Source organism: Shinella yambaruensis, assembly GCF_022899355.1.
GTDB classification, from domain to species: Bacteria; Pseudomonadota; Alphaproteobacteria; order Rhizobiales; family Rhizobiaceae; genus Shinella; species Shinella yambaruensis.
The window spans coordinates 492215-508769 of record NZ_JALJCK010000004.1 but is presented as its reverse complement, the minus strand read 5'-3'; the positions used below and the strand labels follow the sequence as shown (position 1 = coordinate 508769).

The following is a 16555-nucleotide window of genomic DNA, read 5'->3' as shown; positions in this document are numbered from 1 at the left end:
TTGCATCGCGGCAGCGCGTCATGCGGACCGGTCCCACACAGGAACGGGAGGACATTAGGGATTCATTGGTCAACGGTTTCCTAATGGAGTGCCAAAACGGGAATGGCGTCAAAAGCGTGGTAAAGGAAGGGTTTACGCCGCGTCAGCGGTGGGCGGGCGCCTGCGATTTCGCCACGATGAGGATACCGGCGAGGGACACGGCGAGCCCCCCGGCCATGGCCCAGGACAGGGGCTCGCCGAACATCAGCCAGGCCCACACCATGGTCACCGGCGGGCTGAGATAGAGGACGGCGGTCACCCGGGCGGGCGAGGATTTGCGCAGCGCGAGATAGTAGAGGCTCCAGGCACCGAAGGTCGCGACGAAGACGAGCCAGAGGATGCCGCCGATGAAGCCCCGATCGAGAACCGGAAGCACGCCGCCCTCGTGCCAGGCCGGCACGGCGAAGATCGCGGCTGCCGACAGGCACTGGATGCAGAGGCTCTGATAGACCGGCATGGCATTGACCGGGCTGCGCTTCTGCAAGAGCGTCGCCAGCGCCAGGGACAGGGTGCCGAGAACGGGAAGGCCATAGGCCCAGAGCGGCACGTGGCCGATCTCCAGCGACCAGCCGGAGGCGATGAGCACGCCGGCAAGGCCGATGAACGAACCGATCCATTGGCGCCCCGTCAGCGCCTGACCGAGAATGGGCCAGGACAGGAAGGCGACGGCAAGCGGCAGCATGTCGGTGATGAGCGCGACGAGACCGGTGGGCACGCCGAGACCGATCGCCAGCGCGAAGCCGGAGAGATAACCGGCCATGGCCAGCGCGCCGAGCAGCATCTGGAAGGCGACGTCCCTGCCGCGCATCCTCGGTCCCAGGGCAAGCGCGAAGGGCAACAGCACCAGCCCGGACACGAGGCTTCGCCAGAAGAGGATGAGGAAGATCGGCGCATGGTCGCTGGCAAAGCGCACGCCGATGAAGCCGGCGCTCCAGCACACGACCAATGCCGCCTCGAGAAGGACGAGGACGCCGAGCGACCAGAGCCGGTTCGCACGGACGGAAGGCAGTGCCGCAAGATCGCTGGCGCTCATAGCTGGTCCATGATCGAGACGGCGATCCTGCGGGCCGCCTTCAGCCGACCGTCATGCCCGTCGAGGCCGGCGCGGGCCATGGCGCCCTCCAGCACGAAGGACAGGTGTTCCGCCATCGCGTCGATCGCAGCGCCGCCATCGGGCTTTATTTCGCGCAGGCAGGCCCTGAAGAGCTGCTCGACCTCTTCCTTCTGCAGGGCCACCGTCGCCCGGCCGACATCGCCGACGGGAAGCTCGGCGGCGGCATTGAGCAGGCCGCAGCCGCGAAATCCCCAGCCATAGGCGCGTTCGGCATGGTCGACATAGGAATCGAAGACCGCCAGCAGCCGCTCGCGCGGCGTCGCGGCCTTGGCCAGCCGCTCGCCGTAGAGCGCATGCCATTCCGCAAGGCGCGCCTCCAGGTAGGCGTTCACGAGATCGGACTTGGAGGAGAAGTTGTTGTAGAGGCTCATCTTGGCGACGCCCGCATGCGCGGTGATCGTATCGATCCCCGTCGCCCCGACCCCATCCCGGTAAAACAGCTCGGCCGCCGCCTTCAGCAGGCGCTCCCGCGCAGGCACCCGTTCACCCATTGCGCCCTCCAATAAATATGTAGACCGATCTACCTATTTTCTACGCAAGTCAAGAGGGCATAGGCAAGGCATCGCCAAAACGGCGCCGTCCCGCGGGAAAGCTACAACCATCCGGATTTCAGGGGAGAAGAAGTGGTACGGTTGAGTGGAGTTGAACCACTGACCTCAGGTGCCACAAACCTGCGCTCTAACCAACTGAGCTACAACCGCACACGGCGCGTCCTGCGCGCTTGGTGCGTCACATAAGGGGAGCCGCACCATTTTTCAAGCGTTTTTTGCAAGCGCTCAAATGAAAATGGCCGAGCGATTACCCGGCCATTTTATCATGGGGTCCAGCCCCGCACCAGACGGTGCTCAGACGGTCTTGAAGGACTTCATGGCCTTCTCGGCGGCCGACTTGCCGGGAGCGGCGACCTTCTCGGCAACCTTCTTGGAGGTTTCCTGCAGGGTCTTGGCCTGCTCGACGGCGACTTCGGCCTGCTTGCGCAGGAAGGCGGCCTGCAGTTCGAAGAGTTCGGAAACGGACTTCACGCCGAGCAGGGCTTCCATATGTGAAAGCGAGTTCTCGGCATTGGTGCGGAGCGCTTCGATGGCCTTGAGGCCGAGTTCGACGGAGCCGGCCTGCGCGCTTTCAAGCGTCGCTTCGACGGTCTTGGTGGCGTCTTCGGCAGCTTCCTTCATCTTGGCATAGGCCTCCTTGGTCTGCGCGGCGCCCTTTTCGGCGAATTCGCGGAAGCTCTCGGAGAACTTGCTCGGGTCGATGGATGCGATGGAGAATACGTCGTCGGTCTTCTTGGTAGCCATTGTCTGCGCTCCTTGGTTTGGCCCTCTCTAGAGGCGCCGTGTTCTTGGATGGCCTCTATATAGGCGATCTTATTTCGCATTGCAACAAAATTGTGCATCGCACAATAAATCATGAGGCCGTTAACCCTTCTGCCCGAAAGCCCGGGGCTTTGCGGGCCGGGCGCTGGACCCTCCGCCGGTGCGCCGCTATTAATAAAGTGTTAATGGAAAGCCGGGACGCCGGATTGAGACAGGCCTGAACATGTCCGCAAAGCAGTATCCCTTTATCGACGTCGCCGTCCATGAACGGGTGCGCCTGCCCTTCGCCAGGGGCGAGGCGGTCGTGCTGTTTTCGAGGGACATGGCGCGCGTGCTCTGGTCGAACGGCCGCGGCGCGGCCCTCTTCGGCCATGACAATATCTACGATTTCCTCGATGCCGGGCCGGACCGCGCCGACGTCGCCTTCCGCCAGCTGGCGGCAACCGCCCGCCAGGTGCAGGCGCCGGGCGATCGCCGCACCTTTCTCATGCGCGTCGGCAGCGGCTTTCGCAGCGTACCGGTGACGGCCGCCGTCGAGGACGTCACCATCCGCCCCGGCGACGAGGCGATCCTGTTCAGCGCGCCGGTCGGCGCCGGCCGGCAGAGCCCGCAGGAGGCCGCCGCTGCCATGCTGACCGGCTTCGACGATCCGGACACGCACATGGCCGTGCTCGACGGCGCCGGCACGATCATCGCCGCCTCGGACGGTTTCGAAGGCCTTTCCATCAGCCCGGAGACGCGCCGCGCCCTCGTCGAGGCCGCCGGGCGCAGCACCGAGCGCCTCGTCAAGCGTCCGATCGCCACCGGCCGCGGCCATCTGCCCGCCGCCATCGGCCGCATCGCCGCCGACCCGCCGCTCCACCTGCTCTTCGCCGTCGAAACGATCCTGGGCCATCTCGACCCGGATGAAACCGCGGCGGAACCCGTTGCCGAGACGCTGGCTGAAACCGTCCTGGACGCCGAGCGCCCCGCGCCGGCGGTGGAGGAGACGCAGGAGCAGGCTGAACGGATCGCCGGCGTGGTGGAACCGGTCTGCGAGCCCGTTGCCCTCAAGGCGGAGCCCACGGTCGATGACGGCGCCGCACCGGAGGACGGCATGGAGGCCGCGGTTTCCGCCGAAGAGATCGTCGAGACGGCTTCCGACATCCTGCCGGCAGCGGACGAACCGGCCGCGAACCTGCCGGATGCCGCCACGGAGGAGACCGTCGGAACCGAAGCCGAAAGGGCCGAGGCCGTTCTGGTCGCGGCCGAAAATGACGGGGCGGATCGCAACACGGACGGCTTTACCTTCAATCCGCAGGGCCGGCCGATCCGGTTCGTCTGGAAGATCGATGCGGAGGGCCGGTTCAGCGAGATTTCGGAGGAGTTCGCCGCCGCCGTCGGCCCGCATGCCGCCGCGATTGCCGGCGAGCGCTTCTCCGACGTCGCCACCCGCTTCGACCTCGACCCCGAGGGCAAGATCGGCGACCTCCTGCGCCGCCGCGACACCTGGTCCGGCAAGACGATCCTGTGGCCGGCCGAGGGCACCAACCTCGTCGTGCCCGTCGACCTCGCGGCCCTGCCGACCTATTCGCGCAACCGGGAATTCGACGGCTTCCGCGGCTTCGGCATCGTGCGCATCGCCGATGCAGCCCCGGATCCGCACGCCCGCGGCCTGATGCTTGCCAGCGCCGCGGATGACCAGGCGGCCGAGATGGAGGAAGTCTTCGCCGAGGAAGCCGGCACGCTCCTGGAGAGCGCGGCCGGGGAGCTGGACGACACCACCGAAGCGACGACGCAACCTGTCGCGGACGCCACGGACACGGCAGACGACGTCTCCGTCATGCCGGACGAGGCCGATCATATAGAGGGGGGGAACCCGGTAGCGCAGGACGCCGTCGAAACGGAGGCGGCAGCGGAAGCCCCTGCGGAAGATGGCGAGGACATGCAGGCCACGCCCGCCGAGGACGAAGAGGATGCCTTCCGCGGCGAGCGCCCGGCGCTGCGCCTCGTCGAGACCCCGGCCCGCCGGCAATCCGACAAGATCGTGCAGCTCGAGACCCGGCGCAATCGCGGCGGTCTCTTCGACGGCCTTTCGACCGGCGAGCAGGCCGCCTTCCGCGAGATCGCCCGCCAGCTTGGCGAGACCTTCGGCAAGCGCAAGCCGGAGGACCGTCCGTCGGCCGAGCCCGTGGAAACGGCGGCCGGCGGCGAACAAACGGACGAGACGACCGGTGACGCCCGCCCGGAAATTCCGGAGAGCGCCGAGGCAACCGCCATGGCGCCTGCCGCCGATGAAACCGACGCGGAAGTGCCCGGCCTCGAAATCGGCCCGCATGCCGACGACCTCCTGAACGAGGCGCATGCCGAAGCGCGCACGGCCATCGCGCCGCCGCGCCGGCAGATGGACTATGGCCTTACCGCCGCCGTGGTCGACGTTCTGCCCGTCGCGCTGCTCGTTCATGTCGGCGACCGGCTCATCCATGCCAATCCGGAATTCTTTCGCCTGACGGGCTATGGCGGCCTTGAGGACCTCGAAGCCTCGGGCGGGCTCGACATCCTCCTGGCCGGCCCCGACGAGGACGCGGAAGACGGCGACGGCACCATGACCCTGCGCCATGCCGACGGCGAGAGCACGAGCGCCGTGCACGCCCGCCTCCAGTCGATCCGCTGGGAGGACGGCACGGCGCTGATGCTGGCGCTGACGCCGCTGCACGCGAAGCCCGCGCTTTCGCTGGTCGAGACTGCGCCGGCTCCAGTGGCGGAAGCCGAGGATCGCAATGCCGACCAGGCCGCGGCCGCGGCACTGCGCATCGAGGTCAGCGAATTGCGCTCGATCCTCGAAACGGCGACCGACGGCGTCGTGGTCGTCGGGCAGGACGGCGACATCCGCTCGATGAACCGCTCGGCCAGCGCCCTCTTCAACTATGACGAGGACGAGACGCGCGGCCGGCCCTTCGCCATGCTCTTTGCCCATGAAAGCCAGAAGGCGGTGCTCGACTATCTCGCCGGGCTTGCCGGCCACGGCGTCGCCAGCGTGCTCAACGACGGGCGCGAGGTCATCGGCCGCGAGGCGGCCGGCGGGTTCATCCCACTCTTCATGACCATGGGCCGCCTCTCCTCCTCCGCCGGCTATTGCGCGGTCATCCGCGACATCACTCAGTGGAAGCGCACGGAAGAGGAGCTGCGCAACGCCAAGCGGGCCGCCGAGACGGCGAATGCCCACAAGAGCGACTTCCTCGCCCGCGTCAGCCACGAGATCCGCACGCCGCTCAATGCCATCATCGGCTTTTCCGACATGATGGCGACGGAGCGCTTCGGGCCGATCGGCCATCCGCGCTATATCGAATATGCCAACGACATCGGCCGCTCCGGCCGCCATGTGCTCGACATCGTCAACGACCTGCTCGACATTTCGAAGATCGAGGCGGGCGAGATGGAGCTGGAATTCACCGCCGTCGGCCTCAACGAGACGCTCGCCGAGGCGGTCTCGCTGGTGCAGCCGCAGGCGAACGCCCAGCGCGTCATCATCCGCACCTCGCTTTCGGCCAACGTGCCGCAGATCGTCGCCGACCTGCGATCGATCAAGCAGATCGCGCTCAACATCCTGTCGAACGCCATCCGCTTCACCCCGTCGGGCGGGCAGATCGTCGTGTCGACGGCCTATGAGGCGAACGGCAGCGTCGTGCTGCGCATCCGCGACACCGGCGTCGGCATGACGCGCAGCGAACTGGAACAGGCGATGAAACCCTTCCGGCAGGTGACGACAGGCGCGCGCAAGCGCGGCGACGGCACCGGCCTCGGCCTGCCGCTGACCAAGGCGATGGTCGATGCCAACCGGGCGAACTTCGCCATCAGTTCCACGCCGAACGAGGGCACGCTGGTCGAAGTGATCTTTCCCTCGCCGCGCGTGTTGGCAGATTGAGCCGATTGGATTAGAGCGGAGGGACGAGGGCAAGGCGCATCGACGGCCCCTCATCCGGCTCCCGCACCTCCCCGGCGAGGTTCCCGCGTGAAGCGGGATGAGGGAAACCGCTCGGGCGCCTGCCTGCCGAAGGACCCCCTTTCCCGAGGTGAACGCCTTGCAGGTATCTTCCGAAAGTCTACCGGCACAGATGCTCGGCCGCAGGACGGGCATGCGGCGCCATCCGCTCCTGTCGGCCTCCGCCGTGCTCGCGGCCGTCATCGTGCTGATACCGGCCATCGCCATCGTCGTCATCGCCGTGACGGGCGGCACCGACAATTGGCCGCATCTCATTAGCAACGTCATTCCGCGCGCGACGCTGCGCACGCTGATCCTGCTTGCCGGCGTCGGCGCGATCACGGCGATCGTCGGCGTCGTCACCGCCTGGCTGGTGGCGAGCTGCGAGTTCCCCGGGCGCCGCCTGCTCTCCGGCCTGCTGGTGCTGCCGCTCGCCATTCCCGCCTATCTCGGCGCCTATGCCTTTGCGGAGTTCTTCTCCTTCACCGGCCCGGTGCAGACCGCCTATCGCGCGCTCTTCGGCTTTCAGACGAGCCGCGACTACTGGTTTCCGGAAGTGCGCACCACGGGCGGGGCGATGCTGGTCCTGTCCAGCGTGCTCTATCCCTACATCTACCTCTCCGCCCGCTCGATGTTCCTGATGCAGGGCCGGGCGGCGGCCGACGTGGCGCGCACGCTCGGCGCGGGCCCGCTCAAGGTCTTCGCCAAGATCCAGATCCCCATGGCGCGGCCGGCGATCATGGTGGGGCTGACGCTGGTCGCCATGGAGACGCTGAACGATATCGGCGCGGTGGAATATCTCGGCGTGCAGACCCTCACCTTCTCGATCTTCGACACCTGGCTCAACCGCGGCAGCCTTGCCGGCGCGGCGCAGATCGCCTGCATCATGCTGGTCTTCGTCATCTGCCTGATGATGGTGGAGCGCGCCGCACGCCGCCGGCAGCGGTTTTCCAGCCAGAAGACGACGGCGGCCGTGCACGATTCCGTGCGCCTCAAGCTTTCAGGCTGGAAGAAATGGGCCGCAACGCTTGCCTGCCTTCTGCCGCCGGTCATCGGTTTTGCCATTCCCGTCGTCGTGCTCGGCGGTTATGCCGCGCGCCGGCTGGAGCAGTTCGCCTCCACGCGCCTTCTCTCCGCGCTCTGGAACAGTGTCCTCGTCTCGGGCTCGACCGCGCTCGTCGCGGTGCTACTCGCCTTCCTGCTCGCCTATGCCGCGCGCACCACGCGCTCGCGGCTGAATGCCGCCGCGGGCCGCCTCGCGTCCTTCGGCTATGGCGTGCCGGGCACTGTGCTGGCCATGGGCGTGCTCATCCCGCTCGCCAATTTCGACAATGCGGTCGATGCCTTCCTGCGGGCGCAGTTCGGCATCTCGACCGGGCTGCTGCTCTCCGGCACCGGCTTTGCCATCATCTATGCCTGCACGGTGCGCTTCCTCACCATGGCGGAAGGCACGATCGATGCCGGCTTCCACAAGCTCTCGCCCCATCTCGACATGGCCGCGCGCACGCTCGGGCGCACCAGCAGCCAGACGCTCTGGAGCGTGCTCCTGCCCATGATGCGGCCGGCGACGCTGACGGCGGCGCTGCTGGTCTTCATCGAAAGCATGAAGGAACTGTCGGCGACGATCATGCTGCGCCCGTTCAACTTCAACACGCTGGCGACACTGGTCTACGAGGACGCCTCGCGGGCGAAGGTGGAGGATGCCGGCGTGCCGGCCGTCATCATCGTCGCCGTCGGGCTCATTCCCGTCTTCCTCGTCTCGCGGTCGCTGGACCGCAAGGACGGCTAAACCGCGTTCGGGGCAAAAAAGGGGGCGGCATAAGCCGCCCCGATAGTTGAATGCTGTCCAACAAAAGCGTGGTGAACGGCCTCATGCCATCGGGTCGGGTGCGACCGGAACGCCCATCATCGGGCGCGCTCAAGTTGGCACGACCTTGCGTCATTCCGGCTTAACAAAACCTTACCTGACCGGTTCCGGCACAAACCTTTCGTTCACAACTTCGAAAACTTGGTTAATGCGGCAGTCGGAAATCATTAACGTCGAAGGCGCTCACGATTTCAGCGCCTCCAGGCCCGCGAAGAGCTCCAGTGCCTCCGGATTGGCGAGCGCTTCCTTGTTCTTGACCGGCCGGCCGTGAACGACCTCGCGCACGGCAAGCTCGACGATCTTGCCCGACTTGGTGCGCGGGATATCGGCGACCTCGATGATCTTCGCCGGCACATGGCGCGGCGAGGCGCCGGTGCGGATCTTCGTGCGGATCGTCTTTTCCAGTGCCTCGCCCAGCACCTTGCCGGGAGCAAGGCGCACGAACAGCACGACGCGCACGTCGTCATCCCAGTCCTGGCCGATGCAGAGGGCTTCGACGACCTCCTCCAGCTGCTCGACCTGATTGTAGATCTCCGCCGTGCCGATGCGCACGCCGCCGGGGTTCAGCGTCGCATCCGAGCGGCCGTGGATGATGATGCCGTCATGGCTGGTCCATTCGGCAAAGTCGCCATGGCACCAGATGTTGTCGAACCGCTCGAAATAGGCCGCGCGATATTTCGCACCGTCCGGGTCGTTCCAGAACATGACCGGCATGGAAGGGAAGGCCCTGGTGCAGACCAGCTCGCCCTTCTCGCCGCGCACCGGATGGCCGTCCTCGTCCCAGACGTCCATGGCAAGGCCGAGGCCCGGGCCCTGGATCTCGCCGCGCCAGACGGCGCGCAGCGGAATGCCGAGCACGAAGCAGGAGACGATATCCGTGCCGCCGGAAATGGAGGCGAGCTGCACGTCGGGCTTGATGCCCTCGTAGACGAACGAGAAACCTTCCGGCGAAAGCGGCGAGCCGGTGGAGGTCAGCAGGCGAAGGCTGGAAAGGTCATGCGTCGTCAGCGGCGTGAAGCCACCCTTTCGCACGGCATCGATATATTTGGCGGAGGTGCCGAACACGGCGAACTTTTCGTCTCGCGCATAGTCGAACAGCACATTGCCGTCGGGATGGAAGGGCGAGCCGTCGAACAGGCAGAGCGTGGCGCCGACGGCAAGGCCGGAGACCAGCCAGTTCCACATCATCCAGCCGCAGGTGGTGAAGTAGAACAGCCGTTCGCCCGCAACGAGGCCGCAATGCAGGCGGTGTTCCTTGAGATGCTGCAGCAGCGTGCCGCCGGCCGAATGCACGATGCATTTCGGCACGCCCGTCGTGCCCGACGAGAAGAGGATATAGAGCGGATGGCGGAACGGCAGCGGCACGAAGGTGAGCGGCTCGGCCTCATGGGGCGCCATCAGCGCATCGAGCGTGCGGCCATCCGGCAGCGCGCCGGCAAGCGCCTCGGCATCGCCGGCATAATGCACCACCACGACGGGGACACCCAGCTTGCCGGCAACGGCCTTCACCTTGGCGGAGACGTCCTGCAGCTTGCCGGCATACCAGTAGGCATCGCAGGCGATGAAGAGTTTCGGCTCGATCTGGCCGAAGCGGTCGAGCACGCCCTGCTCGCCGAAATCGGGCGAACAGGAGGACCAGATGGCGCCAAGCGAGGCGGCGGCGAGCATGCAGGCGATGGTTTCCGGCATGTTCGGCATCATGGCGGCGACGCGGTCTCCCTCGCGTATGCCCATCGCCGCGAAGGCCTGCTGGAGTTTCGAGACCCGGTCGCGAAGCGCGTCCCAAGACCAGCGGCAGGATACCTTGTCCTCGCCGCGGAAGACGATGGCATCGTCCGGGCCGGTCGTCTTCAGGAGGTTTTCCGCAAAGTTCAGCCGGCCCTCGGGGAAGAAGCGGGCCTCCAGCATGCGCTCGCCGTTTTCGAGCGCCACGCCGCCCTTTTCGCCGATGACCTCGCCGTCATCCCAGACCGCGGTCCAGAACGCCGCGCGGTCCTCCACCGACCAGGCGTGCAGGTCGTCGTAGGATTTCAGGTCGCGTCCGGCGATGCGGCTGCCGGCCTTCATGAACAGGGCCATCGGGCTCCTTGCCAGGATGTCCGCCGAAGGTTTCCACAAGGGCATTTCTGACGTCATGCTTTCCTCCACTCCATGGCCTTCGTATAGCATGTTGCGCCGCAGTATAAAGTGGCGAACGCCGGTTCGCGCCGCTGCCGAACGCAATTCCGCCATGGCCCATTTGATTTCTTCTGCCCAAGCGCCTATCCCCGTTCGCTTGAAGTGATGTGAACGCTGCCGGTAGAGGACCCGCACCCGAATGACCCTTTCCCGTTTCATCCAGTCACGGCATCTCGTGCGGGGAACTCTTGTCGTTCTGGTGCTCTTCGCCGCCGTGCGCATCGGTTTTCCCTTCCTCATCCAGACCGACACGGTCGGCAAGGAGATCGAAAGGACGCTCGAAGCCTGGACGGGCGCCGACGTCGAGATCGGCCAGGAGGCGGCGTTCTCCTTCTGGCCCTATCCGCGGGTGACGCTCGGCAATGTGCGGATGGTCGACGCGGCCGACAGGAGCGAGCTTGCGCATGTCGACGCCATATCGGCGAGCTTCGACCTCTTCGGTGCGGTGCGCGGCAAGCCGGTGTTCAGCGATTTCGACCTCATGCGGCCGACGATCCGCGTGGGCTGGGATGCCGATGGCGTCTTCAACTGGCGCCACAGCGGCTGGCTGATGCAGGCGATCGACGCGACCAAATCGGCGCCCGAGGGCCAGGCGATACCGGAACTTCCAGATGAGCGCATCGGCACGATCAACGTGCTCGACGGGGTCATCGAGGTCACGCAGGGCGACGGGACCGCGCCCTACCGCATTTCCGACATCAACGGAAATATCGGCTGGCCGGCCCTGCGGCGGCCGCTCGATCTCGCGCTTTCGGGCGTCGTCAACGGCGAAATGACGCGCTGGACCTTCGACAGCGACCATCCGCTTGCCCTGCTCGCCGGGCACAACGCCAATGTGCGCACCAATCTTTCCGCCGATCCGACGACGATGAACTTCGAGGGGATTGCCAATCTTTCGTCAAACGCCTTCATCGCCGGCAACATGACGCTGTCGACCCCGTCGCTCGGCCACCTGCTCGCCTGGCAGGGCAAGGACATCCCCTCCGTCGGCAATCTCGGCCATATCACCGCCGAGGCGAAGGTGACGACGGCGGGCTACACGGCCAAGCTGGAAGACCTGAAGCTGACCCTCGACAATGCGCGGGCGACCGGCGTGCTCGACGTCAACATGCCGCCGGACGGCCTGCCGCAGGTGGGCGGCACGCTGGCCTTCGACCGGATCGACCTTCACGCCTTCCTGACCGCCTTCTCGCCGCTTCCCGGCGCCGACCAGGCGACCACCGGCATCGACACCGCCTTCATCCATCAATTCGGCATGGACCTGCGGCTTTCCGCCAAGAGCGCGGATTTCTCGCCCTTCTCCCTGCAGGACCTTGCCGCCGGCATGCGCATCGAGAACGGCCGCGCCTCGTTCGACATCGGCGACAGCCAGTTCATGGACGGCCGCTTGACCGGGCGCATCGCGCTGACCGAGCAGGGGTTCCGCGGCGGCGGGCGCCTGCAGATGTCGCTGAGCAATGTCGATATCGGCGCGATCGTCAACACGCTCGCCCTGCCCGGACCGCTGCCGGCAGGGCGCGGCTCGGCCGATTTCGAGCTGTCGACGGACCGGCCGCTCTGGGCGACGACGGCGTCCGACATGTCCGGCCACTTCCGGCTGGCCATGGGACCCGGCACGCTCACCCATTTCAACCGCCAGGCCTTCGAGGAGCGGGCGGCGAAGAACGCCTTCTTCAACTTCTCCGAGGCGTCGAACGGATCCTTCGATTTCGTCCGGGCCGACGTGGAGGCCCGGCTCGACCGGGGCCTGGCGGAGCTGACCAAGGCGCAGATCGAAGGCAACGAGAAGCTGCTGACGCTCTCCGGCATGATCCCCTATCGCAGCGGCAGCGTCGCGCTGGCCGGCACGCTCGCCGACCGGCAGCAGGCGGAAACTCCCGTCGTCACGCCGGCGATCAGCTTCTTCGTCGGCGGTTCCTGGCCGGAGCCGGTGATCTCGCCGATCTCCATCCTGACGGGGCAGCAGCCCCGCCAGTAGGGCTCCCGTCCAGGCTTAACGGCCGGCGAAGGCCGCCTGCTCGTCGCGCTGGCGCTGGACCTCGCGGCGCTTCGTCATGAGCGAGGCGATGAGGACGCCGATGGCGACGAGGCCGATAAGCAGCGTGCAGGCCGCGTTGATCTCCGGCGTCACGCCGAGACGCACCTGGCTGTAGATCTTCATCGGCAGGGTCGTGGCGCCGGGTCCCGAGGTGAAGCTCGCGATGACGAGGTCGTCGAGCGAGAGCGTGAGGGCCAGCATCCAGCCGGACAGCACGGCCGGCGCGATGACCGGCAGCGTTACCTCGAAGAAGGTCTTCACCGGCGTCGCCCCGAGATCCATTGCGGCCTCCTCGATCGAGCGGTCGAAGGAGAGCAGGCGCGACTGCACCACGACCGTGACGAAGCACATCGAGAAGGTGATGTGCGCCAGCATGACCGTCACGAAGCCGCGGTCGAAACCGATGGCGACGAAGAGCAGGAGCAGCGAAAGGCCGGTGATGACCTCCGGCATGACGAGCGGCGCGTAGACCATGCCGGAAAACAGCAGCCGGCCGCGGAAACGCGTGTAGCGCGTCAGCGCCAGCGCCGCCATGGTGCCGAGGACGGTGGCGACGGTGGCCGACAGCAGCGCCACGCGGATCGTCACCCAGGCGGCATCCATCAGGCCCTGGTTGTTGAAGAGCGAGACGTACCACCGGGTCGAGAACCCGGCCCAGACCGTGACCAGCTTCGACTCGTTGAAGGAGAAGATGACCAGCAGAACGATCGGCAGGTAGAGGAAGGCGAAGCCGAGAACGACCGAGACGATGTTGAAACGCGACCAGGTGTTCATGGGCTTACCTCCCCTGCTCTTCGGCTTTCGCCTGCGCGTTCTGGAAGAACACGATGGGCACGACCAGGATGAGGAGCAGGATGGTGGCGACGGCGGCCGAGACGGGCCAGTCGCGGTTCGCGTTGAACTCGTTCCACAGCGTCTTGCCGATCATCAGCGTCTGCGACCCGCCGAGCAGGTCCGGAATGACGAATTCGCCGACGGCCGGGATGAAGACGAGCATGCAGCCCGCGACGATGCCGGGGATGGAGAGCGGGAAGGTCACCTTCCAGAAGGCGGAGATCTGCGGGCAGCCGAGATCCTGCGCCGCCTCGATCAGCGTGTTGTCCATCTTCTCCAGCGCCGAATAGAGCGGCAGCACCATGAAGGGCAGGTACGAATAGACGATGCCGATATAGATCGCCCAGTTGGTGTTCATGATGATCAGCGGCGTATCGATGATGCCGATGCCGATGAGGAACTGGTTGAGCAGGCCCTCCGGCTTAAGGATGGCGATCCAGGCATAGACGCGGATCAGGAAGCTCGTCCAGAACGGCAGGATGACGAGCATCAGCAGCGTCGGGCGCAGCGTGCGCGGCGCCTGCGCCATGCCGTAGGCGATCGGATAGCCGATCAGGAGCGTGATCAGGGTCGAGACGCCGGCGATCCAGAGGCTCGACAGATAGGCGTTCAGATAGAGCGCGTCCTCGGTGAGCCAGACGTAATTGTCGAAGCTGAACTGGCCGATCTTCGCCAAGAGGCCGGAAAGGCCGTCCGCCAGCGCGAAGACAGGCTCGTAGGGCGGCTGGGCGATCGCGGTCGTCGAGAGCGATATGCGGAAGACGATGAAGAAGGGAATGAGAAAGAAGAACAGCAGCCAGGCATAGGGAATGATGATGACGAGGCGGCTGAAGATGGCGGAGCCGAGCTTTGTCATCGGGTCAATCCTTCAGCACGACGCCGGCCGTCTCGCCGAAGGAGACCCAGACCTTCTCGTCATAGGCGATCGGATCCTCCACCTCGCGCTGGGCATTCAGCATCGATGCCTTCACGACCTTGCCGCTGCCGAGCTTGACGTAGAAGACCGTCATGTCGCCGAGATAGCCGATATCCCAGATCTCGCCCTCGGCCGCGTTGACGGAGGCATCCACGGGCGCGGCGCGCGTCACCTTCAGCTTTTCCGGGCGGATGGCAAAGCCGGCTGCACTGCCCGCCGCGGGCGCATGGCCAGCCGCGGTGCGGACCGTGAAGCCGTCGCTGGTGGCAAGCTCGATCTTGCCGTTGCCGCTCGCCGAGACCTTGCCGTCGAGGATGTTCACATCGCCGATGAAGTCGGCGACGAAGCGGGAATTCGGCGCTTCGTAGATTTCCGCCGGGGTGGCGACCTGGATGACCTTGCCATGGCTCATGACGGCGATGCGGTCGGCCATGGTCATCGCCTCTTCCTGGTCGTGCGTGACGACAACGAAGGTGAGGCCGAGTTCCTGCTGCAGGTCCATCAGCTCGAACTGGGTTTCCTCGCGCAGCTTCTTGTCGAGCGCGCCGAGCGGTTCGTCGAGCAGCAGCACCTTCGGGCGCTTGGCGAGCGAGCGGGCGAGCGCCACGCGCTGGCGCTGGCCGCCGGAGAGCTGGTGCGGCTTGCGTTTCGCGAATTTCTCGAGCTTCACCAGCTTCAGCATCTGGGCGACGCGCTCGGCGATCTGGTTCTTCGGCATGCCGTCCTGCCTGAGGCCGAAGCCGATATTGCTCTCCACCGTCATGTGCGGGAAAAGCGCGTAGGACTGGAACATCATGTTGACCGGCCGCTTGTAGGGCGGGATGCCGGCGATGTCCTGGCCGTCGAGGATGATTTCGCCCGAGGTCGGCCGCTCGAAGCCGGCGAGCATGCGCAGGAGCGTGGACTTGCCGCAGCCGGACGCTCCGAGCAGAGCGAAGAATTCGCGGTGGTAGATGTTGAGGGTGAGATCATCGACGGCAGTGAAATCGCCGAACCTCTTCGTGACATTGCGGAACGTGATGAATGGCTTTGCGTCCGGATCCGTCCACGGTGCGAAGGAACGACGGATATTGCCGAGAGATTTCATTGCCTGTCCCCATCTCTTTTCTTGGCAGCACAAATGAAATTGCCCGGAAGAGGCTTCCGGGCAATTCGTTGCGGACCGGTTATTGACCGGTCACGATCTTGGTCCAGGTCCGTGTGAACAGGCGCTGCGTCTTCGCATCCAGCGTCGTGTTGGTGAAGAGCTTCGCCAGCGTCGCCTCATCCGGATAGATCGTGGTGTCTTCCAGGATCTCCTTCGGCATGACGGCCTGTGCCGCCTTGTTGCCGTTGGCATAGTGGATGTAGGTCGAGGCTTTCGCGATCACTTCCGGGCGCATGATATAGTCGAGGAAGGCGTGGGCCTCTTCGACATGCGGCGCATCGGCGGGGATCGCCATCTGGTCGAACCACATCTGCGTGCCTTCCTTCGGGATCACGTAGCCGACCTCGACGCCGTTGCCGGCCTCTTCCGCGCGGTCGCGGCCCTGGAAGATATCGCCCGACCAGCCGATCGCGATGCAGATGTCACCGTTGGCAAGGCCGTTGATGAACTCGGAGGAGTGGAACTTGCGCACGAAGGGGCGCACCTTCATGAGGGCTTCCTCGGCCTTCGCAATGTCGGCCGGATCATGGCTGTCGGGATTGAGGCCGAGATAGGCGAGCACGACCGGAATGATATCGGTCGGGGAATCCAGCATGTTGATGCCGCAATCCTTCAGTTTCTCGGCATTGGCCGGGTCGAGGATCGCGCTCCAGCTGTCGATCGCGTCCGTGCCGAGCGCTTCCATGATCTTGGCCTTGTTGTAGCCGATGCCGATCGTGCCCCACATGTAGTTGATCGAATATTCGTTGCCCGGATCGAAGGGCTCCATGCGGGCAGCGACCATGTCCCACATGTTCTTGAGGTTCGGCAGCTTCGACTTGTCGAGCTTCTGGTAGACGCCCGCCGAAATCTGGCGCTGCAGGAAGGTGTTGGTGGGCACAACCACGTCATAGCCCGTGCCGCCGGCCAGGAGCTTGGTTTCCAGGATCTCGTTCGAATCGTAGACGTCGTAGACGACCTTGATGCCGGTTTCCTTGGTGAAATCGTCGATGATCGAGCTATCGATATAGTCGGACCAGTTGTAGACGTTAACGACTTTTTCCTGCGCGAGCGCGCCGCCGGCACCAAACAGCGCAAGCGTGGCAGCGGTCGCCAAAAGAGTACGCCTTATCATTGATTTATCTCCCAGTTTTTCTTTCGGGCCTATG

Annotated in this window: 11 protein-coding genes and 1 tRNA gene; 3 read left to right on the top strand and 9 right to left on the bottom strand. The window is 65.5% G+C overall.

What is annotated here, in order from left to right; genetic code table 11:
- Window positions 1-142: 142 nt before the first annotated feature.
- From MUU56_RS12390 to MUU56_RS12375, 4 genes are all read right to left on the bottom strand, one after another.
- Complete coding sequence (locus MUU56_RS12390) at window positions 143-1072, bottom strand: DMT family transporter (RefSeq protein ID WP_244767592.1); 930 nt, start codon at window positions 1070-1072, stop codon at window positions 143-145.
- Window positions 1069-1644: a TetR/AcrR family transcriptional regulator gene (locus tag MUU56_RS12385; RefSeq protein ID WP_244767591.1), complete on the bottom strand. Its 576-nt coding sequence runs from the start codon at window positions 1642-1644 to the stop codon at window positions 1069-1071. The genes MUU56_RS12390 and MUU56_RS12385 overlap by 4 nt, the downstream gene beginning before the upstream one ends.
- A 133-nt stretch (window positions 1645-1777) precedes the next feature.
- A tRNA-His gene (locus MUU56_RS12380) sits at window positions 1778-1854 on the bottom strand.
- Between the two features lie 144 nt (window positions 1855-1998).
- On the bottom strand, window positions 1999-2448 hold the full coding sequence (locus MUU56_RS12375) for a phasin (RefSeq protein ID WP_244767590.1): 450 nt from the start codon (window positions 2446-2448) through the stop codon (window positions 1999-2001).
- 241 nt (window positions 2449-2689) lie between these two features.
- On the opposite strand from MUU56_RS12375, the gene MUU56_RS12370 reads away from it, so the two are divergent.
- Together MUU56_RS12370 and MUU56_RS12365 are read left to right on the top strand one after the other, a co-directional pair.
- The gene (locus MUU56_RS12370; RefSeq protein ID WP_244767589.1) at window positions 2690-6370 is read left to right on the top strand and encodes an ATP-binding protein; all 3681 of its coding nucleotides are present in this window, start codon (window positions 2690-2692) and stop codon (window positions 6368-6370) included.
- Window positions 6371-6560: 190 nt separating this feature from the next.
- Entirely contained in the window at window positions 6561-8216 is a 1656-nt protein-coding gene (locus tag MUU56_RS12365) for an ABC transporter permease (RefSeq protein ID WP_244767634.1), read from the top strand.
- Window positions 8217-8477: 261 nt separating this feature from the next.
- Here the strand turns inward: MUU56_RS12365 and MUU56_RS12360 are convergent, their stop codons facing one another.
- Window positions 8478-10430 carry an acetoacetate--CoA ligase gene (locus MUU56_RS12360; RefSeq protein WP_244767588.1) on the bottom strand — a complete coding sequence of 651 codons (1953 nt, stop codon included), beginning with the start codon at window positions 10428-10430 and terminating at the stop codon, window positions 8478-8480.
- 181 nt (window positions 10431-10611) lie between these two features.
- Between MUU56_RS12360 and MUU56_RS12355 the strand changes: the two genes are divergently transcribed.
- Window positions 10612-12450: an AsmA family protein gene (locus MUU56_RS12355; protein WP_244767587.1), complete on the top strand. Its 1839-nt coding sequence runs from the start codon at window positions 10612-10614 to the stop codon at window positions 12448-12450.
- Window positions 12451-12465: 15 nt separating this feature from the next.
- On the opposite strand, the gene MUU56_RS12350 is transcribed toward MUU56_RS12355, so the two are convergent.
- The 4 genes from MUU56_RS12350 to MUU56_RS12335 form a co-directional block, all read right to left on the bottom strand.
- Window positions 12466-13284: an ABC transporter permease subunit gene (locus MUU56_RS12350; RefSeq protein ID WP_244767586.1), complete on the bottom strand. Its 819-nt coding sequence runs from the start codon at window positions 13282-13284 to the stop codon at window positions 12466-12468.
- Between the two features lie 4 nt (window positions 13285-13288).
- A complete protein-coding gene (locus MUU56_RS12345) occupies window positions 13289-14200 on the bottom strand; it encodes an ABC transporter permease subunit (protein ID WP_244767585.1) in 912 nt (303 codons plus the stop codon).
- 4 nt (window positions 14201-14204) lie between these two features.
- Entirely contained in the window at window positions 14205-15347 is a 1143-nt protein-coding gene (locus MUU56_RS12340) for an ABC transporter ATP-binding protein (protein WP_244767584.1), read from the bottom strand.
- A 79-nt stretch (window positions 15348-15426) separates the two neighbouring features.
- Window positions 15427-16521 carry a polyamine ABC transporter substrate-binding protein gene (locus MUU56_RS12335; RefSeq protein WP_244767583.1) on the bottom strand — a complete coding sequence of 365 codons (1095 nt, stop codon included), beginning with the start codon at window positions 16519-16521 and terminating at the stop codon, window positions 15427-15429.
- Window positions 16522-16555 lie beyond the last annotated feature (34 nt).